Source organism: Roseovarius sp. (assembly GCF_040223625.1).
In the GTDB taxonomy this organism is placed as follows: domain Bacteria; phylum Pseudomonadota; class Alphaproteobacteria; order Rhodobacterales; family Rhodobacteraceae; genus Roseovarius.
Genome location: NZ_JAVKFX010000046.1, coordinates 1 through 7,675, shown reverse-complemented (window position 1 = coordinate 7,675; position 7,675 = coordinate 1). Strand labels below are relative to the sequence as shown.

Here is a 7,675-nt window from a genome sequence, read left to right as displayed (position 1 = left end):
GAAATCTGACGTACATCATTACCGCCAGCCGGATGATTTCACGGCTTGTTCGAAAGTAGCGAAACGGATTGGGCTTACTCATTCAGGAAGGGTAGGGGCCAGCGAGGTCGCTCGCAAGCTCATCCCTCTGACACTGCCACCGCGGGCGATTTCGGACGAATGGGGCAGCGTCCGTCAGGATTGATTCCAATCGTCGCCGATGGCGCGTTTCGCCGTCGGCCCCCCGCGAAACGAGACGGGATTTTCGGCTTGTCCGTGCCTTGCGGTGCGGTCCGCCACTGCGCCATCGGCTGCAAAAACAGACACCGGCGCTTGCCTCTTTGCCGAAAGACGCTTTGTCCGGGGTCCGTGCTTGCATTTCGAGGGAACACAAAATACGGATCATGTGGCTCATGCCCCTGGGACACGATGGAGATCGATTTGCACGTTGAACAGACCGAGCTCGGGGGGGTCGTGATCCTGACGCCGCAGCGTCACGGCGATGCGCGGGGCTTCTTTTCCGAAAGCTGGAACCGCCGCCGGCTGATGGATGCGGGCGTCGAGGCGGAGTTCGTTCAGGACAACCATTCCCTGTCGGCAAAGCCCGGCACGGTGCGGGGCTTGCACTTCCAGTCGCCGCCGCATGCGCAGGCCAAGCTGGTGCGTTGCGGGCGGGGCCGGCTGTTCGATGTGGCCGTGGACATTCGCAAGGGCAGCCCGACTTTCGGCAAATGGGTGGGGGTCGAGCTGAGCTTCGAGAACGGCAGGCAGTTGTTCATTCCCGAGGGCTTTCTGCACGGGTTCGCGACGCGGGAGCCCGATACGGAGATCATCTACAAGTGCACCGATTACTACGCGCCCGAGTGTGACGGGGCGGTGCGGTTCGACGATCCCGAGATCGGGATCGACTGGGGCCTTGAGGCGGGCGAAGCCGTGCTTTCCGAGAAGGATGCCAAGGCGCCGTTCATGAAGGATTTCGATAGCCCCTTCGTGTGGGAGGGGCCGGCATGAAGCTTCTGGTGACGGGCGGGGCCGGGTTCATCGGGTCGGCCGTGGTGCGGCTGGCCGTGTCGCGGGGGCACGAGGTGGTGAACCTCGATGCGCTGACCTATGCGGCCTGCCTGGAGAACGTGGCGGAGGTGGCGGGCAGCCCGCTTTACGCCTTCGAGGAGGCGGATATACGCGATGCCGCGGCGCTGGACCGGGTGTTCGCGGCGCACGAGCCCGACGCGGTGATGCATCTTGCGGCGGAAAGCCACGTGGACCGGTCGATCGACGGGCCGGGGACCTTCGTCGAGACCAACGTGACCGGGACCTATACGCTGCTGGAGGCGGCGCGGAAATACTGGGTCGGGCAGGGGCGGCCGGAGGGCTTCCGGTTTCACCATATCTCGACCGACGAGGTGTTCGGCTCGCTGGGGGCGACCGGCAAGTTCACCGAGGAGACGCCCTACGATCCGCGCTCGCCCTATTCGGCGTCGAAGGCGGCGTCGGATCACCTGGTGCGGGCGTGGCACGAAACCTACGGGCTGCCGGTGGTGCTGTCGAACTGTTCCAACAATTACGGGCCCTATCATTTCCCCGAGAAGCTGATCCCGGTGATCATCCTGAACGCGCTCGCCGGCAAGCCGCTGCCGGTCTACGGCAAGGGCGAGAACGTGCGCGACTGGCTTTACGTGGAGGATCACGCGGACGCGTTGCTGACGGTATTGGAGAAGGGGGCGCTGGGGCGGTCTTACAATATCGGGGGCGAGAACGAGGCGACGAATATCGAGATCGTCCGGCGGATCTGCGGCATCCTGGATGAGAAGCGGCCGCGTGAGGCGGGGGGCTATGCCGAGCTGATCACCTTCGTGGCGGATCGGCCGGGGCATGACCTGCGCTATGCGATCGAGCCCGCGCGGATACGCGAGGAGCTGGGCTGGCGGCCTTCGGTGACGCTGGCGGAGGGGCTCGAGCGGACGGTGCAATGGTATCTCGACAACGAGGGCTGGTGGCGCGCGTTGCAGGGCCGGCAGGGTGTTGGCGAGCGGCTGGGCAAGGCGGGCTAGGCGATGACGGTTCTGGTGTTCGGCAAGACGGGACAGGTGGCGACCGAGCTGGCGCGGGCCGGCGGCGATGTCGTCTGTCTCGGCCGGGACGCGGCGGACCTGAGCGATCCGGAGGCCTGTGCCGAGATCATCCGCGAGACGGAGGCCACGGGCGTGATCAACGCCGCCGCCTATACCGCGGTCGACAAGGCCGAGGACGAGGAAGCCCTTGCCACGGTGATCAACGGCGACGCGCCGGCGGCCATGGCCCGGGCCGCGGCGGCGCGCGGGCTACCCTTCGTGCACATATCGACCGATTACGTCTTCGACGGCAGCGGCACGGACCCGTGGCGGCCGGAGGACGCGACCGCGCCGCTGGGCGCCTATGGCCGGAGCAAGCTGGCGGGCGAGCGGGGTGTCGTTGCGGCGGGCGGAGCCTTTGCCATCCTGCGCACGTCGTGGGTGTTTTCGGCCCATGGCAACAATTTCGTCAAGACGATGCTGCGGCTGGCAGAGACGCGGGATCACCTGACGATCGTGGAGGACCAGGTCGGCGGGCCGACCGAGGCGGGCGATATCGCGCGGGCCTGTCTTGCCGTTGTCCGGGGCCTTGGCGGGGCGGCCGGGCCGGGCGGCATCCACCATTTCTCGGGCCGGCCGGATGTGAGCTGGGCCGATTTCGCGCGGGAGATCTTCGCGCAGGCCGATCGGGGCGTGACGGTGGAGGGGATCCCGTCTTCCGCCTACCCGACCAAGGCGAAACGGCCCGGCAATTCGCGGATGGACTGTTCGTCGCTGGAAGACATGTTCGGGGTGGCCCGGCCGGATTGGCGCGAGGGCCTTCTCCGGGTGCTGGCGGACCTGTCGGCGTAACATGCGGCGGCGGCTTCTCAGGCATGCAAGGAAAATGAACGTGGGTCTGGGCGCGAACGAGGCCCACGGCTTTGCGGCGGGCCATGCGCTTGTCTGCTATCCGACGAACGCGGTTTACACCTTCATACCGAAGAATGCCTGTTCGACGATGCGGGTCAGCCTTGCCATGGCGAACGGATGCATCGAGGGGGTGGAGGACTGGACGTGGATCCATCCCAACAACAGGACGTTCTCTGCGAGTTTGCGCGAGCTGGTGACGGCGAATTTCACCTTCGTGATCCTGCGCTGTCCACATGCCCGGCTGGCGAGCGTGTTCCTTGACAAGATCGTGTCGAAGACGCCGGAGTTCTGGGCCCTGTACCGGCTGGAGGGCGACCAGCTTGACGAGCACGGCCTGACGTTCCGGCAGTTCGTCGATGCGATCGCGCGGCAGGAGAGCCTTCGTGCCAACATCCACTGGCGCCCGCAGGAGGATTTTCTGGTCTACGAGGCGTACGATGCCTACTATGCGCTGGAGCAGTTCGGTTCGGCCGTCGGGGAGATCGAGAGGAAAAGTGGAATGGACATCACCGATGCCCGGCCACTCACCCGTCATGGCACCGACCAGGTCGAGCTGGTGACAGACGAATGCCACGCCGACACGCCGCTTTCGGCGCTCGCCGAGATGAAGCGCGAAGGACGGGCGCCGGCGCATGCGTGTCTTTACGATGCGGCGCTGGCGGAGCGGGTCGGCGCGTTGTATCAGGCGGACATTCAGATTTATGCGGAGCGTTTCGGCACGGCCGACCTGCTGTTCCCGACGAGTCTCATAGCACGAAAGGAGTGACGTTCGATGTCGCAATCGCGCAAAGGCATAATCCTCGCCGGCGGCTCGGGAACGCGCCTCTACCCGATCACGATCGGTGTCTCGAAGCAGCTTCTGCCGATCTATGACAAGCCGATGGTGTATTATCCGATCTCGGTGCTCATGCTGACGGGCATTCGCGAGGTCGCCATCATCACCACGCCGACCGACCAGGCGTCGTTTCAGCGGCTGCTTGGCGACGGAAGCCAGTGGGGGATGTCGTTCACCTATATCGTCCAGCCGAGCCCCGACGGGCTGGCCCAGGCCTATCTTCTGGCGGAGGATTTCCTTGCCGGTGCGCCTTCAGCGATGGTTCTGGGCGACAACATCTTCTTCGGGCACGGTTTGTCGCAACTGCTGGGGCGCGCCGATGCGCAGGAGAGCGGGGGGACGGTGTTCGGGTATCGCGTGTCCGACCCGGAGCGGTACGGCGTGGTCGGTTTCGACGCGGAGGGGCAGGCCACGAAGATCATCGAGAAGCCGGAGGTGCCACCCTCGAATTTCGCGGTGACGGGCCTGTATTTCCTCGATGGCGATGCACCGAAGCGGGCGCGGGAGGTGCGGCCTTCCAAGCGAGGCGAGCTGGAGATCACCACGCTTCTCGAGATGTATCTGGGCGAAGGGATCCTGTCGGTCGAGCGCATGGGGCGGGGCTATGCCTGGCTTGACACGGGCACGCATGGCTCTTTGCTGGATGCGGGCAATTTCGTGCGCACGCTGGAGAAGCGGCAGGGCCTTCAGACGGGTTGCCCCGAGGAGATCGCCTTTGACAAGGGTTGGATCGGGCGGGACGAGTTGCGCGAACTGGCCAAGCTGTACAGCAAGAACGAGTATGGCAAGTACCTGATGAAGAGGCTGGACGAGTAAGGGTTAGCGTGCGGGGAGCCGAGGGCCGGGATGAAACCTGTCCGACCGGCTTCTGTCGATGGGACGGAGGATCATGGCATGAGATCTGACTGGACCGGAAAGGAGGCGTTTTCGCAGTCCGGTTCAGCCCTGCAGTTGACCGAAGACCTTTCGCTCGAATGGCGAGACACGGCCGGCGCCCCGCCGGCAAGGGCCGACTTCATCTTCTATCAGGGGCGGCCGGTCATTCGGATTGCCACGTCACCCGGTCAGGGCTGGATCCGGTTGCATCTGAAGGTGAAGCCGGAAAACAAGCCGGCGCTGGGGGCCCGGTTCGTCATGTTGCCGTTGCATGCCGAAAAGCGCGCGATCGTGAAGCCTTTCGTTGCGGTCACGAACCTCCGTACCCGACACCGCACGGATCTTGCCGCTGCACCGGGTGCCCGGATGCCGCTCGAGCGGGGATACTGGTACGACATTGCCGGCGCGTTCCTGTGCAAGAGGATGGATCGCAAGCATCGTATGGACATCCTTGTCGATGTGCCGAGGGATGCGCAGTTCCTGCTGGCGGAGTGCGCCTATGACTGGTTCGACGGGGACCTCGATGCCGGGACGAGGCAAAGCGTTAAGAGGGAAGAGGCGCTGCCCCTGTCGAGTTTCGCGCCACGGCCGGTCGGCGATCTTGGCGCGCACCTGGCGTCGCCGCCCGTCTATGCCATTTCCGTACGGGCCGATCGGCAGCAGCTTGCCGGCGGGGCGCTGACAAGGGCCGACAGCCTCTACTGGTCTGTGCATGACACCGGCTTGTCCGGCGCAATCAGGCGGGAAGGAGATGCGCAGTTCGGCGGCTTTCAGGCGTCCGACGCGGGGATCGGTGCCGTTTTCGGGCGGGAGCTGGGCGACAGTCAGTTGCTGAAGGTAAGTCAGGCCGAGGGGGAGGGCCATCCATTGTGGATGGCCGAACCTGGTGCTGCCGAGATCACCAAGACGCCTGTATCGGAGCACCTGCGCATCCGGACATGCAAGATCAAAGGCCATGAGCTTCTGGTCGAGGGGGAGGCCGTTCACCCGGTCTACCCGGGGATGCCGGTTCGGGTTGAATTGAGGATCGGGGTAACGGCGATTGCCTCGGCACTGGCCAACCCACCGTCTTCTGGGTCGCTGCCGGGGGCCGGATCGTCATGTCAGTTCGCGTTCAGGCTTCCGTTGCGGCCTCACCAGCGCGATCGCCTGGTTGTCGTCGCGTTCGAGGATTTCAGAACGCTGACTGCGGTGGCGTCCTGGCCCCTCGACCGGCCCGTCGACACGAGAGGTTTCGAGCTGGAAACGGCGCCCCCGGCCATGCCCGCCGATGCCACGGTGGCAGGCGAGGTCGAGACCTTCGGCCCGCAGGACGTGACGGGCTGGGCCGTCTGTGAAGAGCAGCCGGATGCCCCGGTCGAGCTGGTTCTGAAGCTTGGCGAAACGCCGTTTGCCTATACAAGGACGCGGTTCTACCGAAAGGAGGCGCAGACCCGGTACGGGGGGTGGGGGTTCTGCGGCTTCAAGTTCGAGCTGCCGCCGAACATGGCGCCGCTCGAAGAGGTCCGGCTTTCGGTCGTGCCCATCGGCGCGGCGGGCGGCCTTGTCAACGGCAGCATTCTTCTCCCGGCCCCGGAGGGCCGGGTGGACCGCGCCACAATGGATGCGCCGCGACGCGTGGAGCCGCGCGGTGCGGCGGAGCCGGGAACAACGATCTCCGTGGTCGTTCTCAACCGCGATGGTGCCGACCTGCTGGACGCGATGTTCAGGTCCTGCGCGGAGGGGGATCTTTCGGACAGGACAGAGTGGATCATCGTGGACCACGGCTCGGTCGACGGGTCGGAGGACGTGTGCAGGGAACACGCGAAAGGGGGCGCGACCATCCGCTTCCTTCCACGCGGGCGGAACGACAGCTTTTCCGCGTCGAACAATTTCGGGGCCCGGCAGGCCAGCGGCAGCATCCTCGTCTTCGCCAATAACGATCTTGTCTTTACCGAGGGGTTCGGTGACCGGGTGCGCAGCCATCTTTCCGCGGCCAGTAGCGGTGTCGTGGGGGCGCGGCTTCTCGATCATGTCGGTGCGGATGCGGGGCTTCGGATCGACCAGCATCTCGGCGTGTTCCTGGACAGGCGGACCACGGAGGAGGGCCTGATCCGGCCCTACGAGGCGCGCAATGGGTCGGAAACGGATGCGCAGGCGCCTGCGACCCGCTGCATCGCGGTGACCGGTGCGTTTCTTGCGATGCGACGGGCGAATTTTCTGCGCGTCGGCGGATTTGACGAGGCCTATGTCTATGGGCTGGAGGATGTCGACCTGTGCCTCAGGGTTCGGCGCGACCTGGGGCTGAACGTGATATGCGCGAACGATATCGTGATTGCGCATCACCGGGGGTACAGCCGCCAGAAAACCGCACTTACCGGGGTGCGGATCGGTCGGAATGCCGAGGTGTTCACCTCTCGCTGGGGGGCGTCGATCCGGCGGTTGGCAAGGGCGACGCGATTGACCGATCCGGCTTTGGTTGCCGGGGCGAGACCGGTTGTGGCCTTCCTGAGCGATGCGGATGACGGCGCGGTGATGGCGCGCGAGCTTGGAGCGGCGTTGCAACGGCAGGTGGCCTGTCATGTCCGTCACATCCCGGAGAGCGGCTGGACCGATCTTGCGGGTGTGGACATCGCAATTGTCCTGACCGAGCGGTTCGATCTGCGGAAGGTCGGGAATGCCGGGCCATGGCTGACCCTGGTCAGGTGGATGTGGGCGCCGGGCGAGGACGCGGCGGATGTTGATGCGTTCGACCATGTTTTCGTCACCTCGACAGCGGGGGCGGCGCAGCTGGAACGGACGGTTGGGCGACGCGTTCAGGTGCTTCCGGCGGCGGCGTCGCAGCGGGCCCTCACGACGGCCGCGGCACGGAACGAGTGGGTTTGCGATTATTGCCTGACGGGTGTTAGTTTCCGCTGAGAAGTGACCCGGTAGGCTTCAAATTTTTCACTGAGAATTGACCCATGTGAACACCTTTCCCTGACGGGTTTTGTCGGGGAGACATGGAGTGATCGACATGGGATTTTTGAGTGTCATTCGACGT

Annotated in this window: 6 protein-coding genes and 1 pseudogene; 6 read left to right on the top strand and 1 reads right to left on the bottom strand. The window is 65.0% G+C overall.

The features are described from left to right. Nucleotides 1-82 (bottom strand): annotated as a pseudogene (locus RLN94_RS13900) (IS6 family transposase); the annotation flags it as partial. Between the two features lie 338 nt (nucleotides 83-420). On the opposite strand from RLN94_RS13900, the gene rfbC reads away from it, so the two are divergent. The 6 genes from rfbC (at nucleotide 421) to RLN94_RS13870 (ending at nucleotide 7,551) form a co-directional block, all read left to right on the top strand. Continuing rightward, a complete protein-coding gene (gene rfbC, locus RLN94_RS13895; RefSeq protein WP_350125652.1) occupies nucleotides 421-990 on the top strand; it encodes a dTDP-4-dehydrorhamnose 3,5-epimerase in 570 nt (189 codons plus the stop codon). Further along, entirely contained in the window at nucleotides 987-2,030 is a 1,044-nt protein-coding gene (gene rfbB / locus RLN94_RS13890) for a dTDP-glucose 4,6-dehydratase (protein WP_350125649.1), read from the top strand. The genes rfbC and rfbB overlap by 4 nt, the downstream gene beginning before the upstream one ends. A 3-nt stretch (nucleotides 2,031-2,033) precedes the next feature. Further along, nucleotides 2,034-2,882, top strand: a complete 849-nt coding sequence (gene rfbD / locus RLN94_RS13885) for a dTDP-4-dehydrorhamnose reductase (RefSeq protein WP_350125646.1) — start codon at nucleotides 2,034-2,036, stop codon at nucleotides 2,880-2,882. A gap of 34 nt (nucleotides 2,883-2,916) precedes the next feature. Beyond that, nucleotides 2,917-3,708, top strand: coding sequence for a sulfotransferase family 2 domain-containing protein (locus RLN94_RS13880; RefSeq protein ID WP_350125643.1), 792 nt, complete (start codon nucleotides 2,917-2,919; stop codon nucleotides 3,706-3,708). A gap of 6 nt (nucleotides 3,709-3,714) precedes the next feature. Next, entirely contained in the window at nucleotides 3,715-4,593 is an 879-nt protein-coding gene (rfbA, locus tag RLN94_RS13875) for a glucose-1-phosphate thymidylyltransferase RfbA (RefSeq protein ID WP_350125640.1), read from the top strand. 78 nt (nucleotides 4,594-4,671) lie between these two features. Then, nucleotides 4,672-7,551, top strand: a complete 2,880-nt coding sequence (locus RLN94_RS13870; RefSeq protein ID WP_350125637.1) for a glycosyltransferase family 2 protein — start codon at nucleotides 4,672-4,674, stop codon at nucleotides 7,549-7,551. Nucleotides 7,552-7,675: the final 124 nt, after the last annotated feature.